This window comes from Leisingera sp. SS27 (assembly GCF_028368855.1).
In the GTDB taxonomy this organism is placed as follows: domain Bacteria; phylum Pseudomonadota; class Alphaproteobacteria; order Rhodobacterales; family Rhodobacteraceae; genus Leisingera.
Map to the genome: position 1 here is coordinate 1 of NZ_JAQNCY010000030.1, position 1,203 is coordinate 1,203.

General features: G+C 61.8%; 1 pseudogene. It reads left to right on the forward strand.

The features are described from left to right. Positions 1–69: 69 nt before the first annotated feature. Positions 70–1,203, forward strand: a pseudogene (locus tag N6L27_RS23230) (IS3 family transposase); the annotation flags it as partial.

Genomic DNA, 1,203 nt, shown 5'->3' on the forward strand with positions numbered 1-1,203 from the left:
GACTGACCTGCCTCCCGCGAAATCCCTCACCATGATGTAGAGTCTGCCCAACCTTTAAGGAGCAGACGAATGCGGAAGAGCCGTTTTACCGCGGCGCAGATCATCGGGATGATCAAGGAGCAAGAGGCAGGCATACCAACGGCGGAGGTGTGCCGCAGGCACGGGCTCAGCCCGGCAACGTTCTACAAGCTGAAGTCCAAGTATGGCGGCATGGAGGTGTCGGAGGCCGCGCGGCTGAAGGCGCTGGAGGACGAGAACGCCAAGCTGAAGCGGCTGCTGGCCGATACGATGCTGGATCGAGCCATTGGAACGCCATTGGTCCGAGAGACAATGGCGAGGGTGGTTCTGAAGGATCTTCTGGGAAAGAACTGACGACGCTGACCAAGCGGCGAGAGGCAGCGCTCAGGGCGATGCGGGATCACGGCATCTCGCAGCGCCGGGCCTGCCGGCTTGTCGGCGTCGACCCAAAGACAGTCCGGCGCGAACGCCCGCCGGACTGCCCTGAGATCCGCAAGGAGATGCAGGAGATTGCCGGAAAGCGGCGCCGGTTCGGCTACCCGTTGCCCGGCAGGCGATGTTTGCATCGCCGAAAGGGGCGGATTGGCGTGTTGCTTGAGCGCAAGGGCATGAGAATGAACCACAAGAAACTGTATCGGCTCTACCGGGAAGAAGGGCTGTCGGTGAAGCGGCGGCGCGGCCGCAAGCGGGCCCGTGGATCTCGCGCACCGGTTCCGGAGGCTGCTTATCCCAATGCGCGCTGGTCTCTGGACTTCCTGGCTGACAGCTTCGGGGCATCCCGGAAATTCCGCATCCTGGCGGTGATAGACGATTGCAGCCGCGAAAACCTGTGCCTGATTGCCGGCACCAGTATCTCCGGCGCACGTGTTGCGCGTGAGTTGGATGCGCTGGTGCGGATCTACGGTAAGCCTGGATGCATAGTCAGCGATCGAGCCATTGAGGCGCCATTGGTTCGAGCCCAATGGCGAGGGGGACAGAGTTCACGAGCCGGGCCATTCTGAGGTGGGCCGGTCAGAACGCAATTCCGTGGCACTACATCGACCCAGGGAAGCCGCAGCAGAACGCCTTTTTCGAGTCATTCAACGGCAGCCTGCGCGACGAACTGCTGAACGAGGAGATAATTGACACCCTGGACGATGTCCGCCGGAAGCTGGCGCTCTGGCGTTACGATTACAACACCGTCAG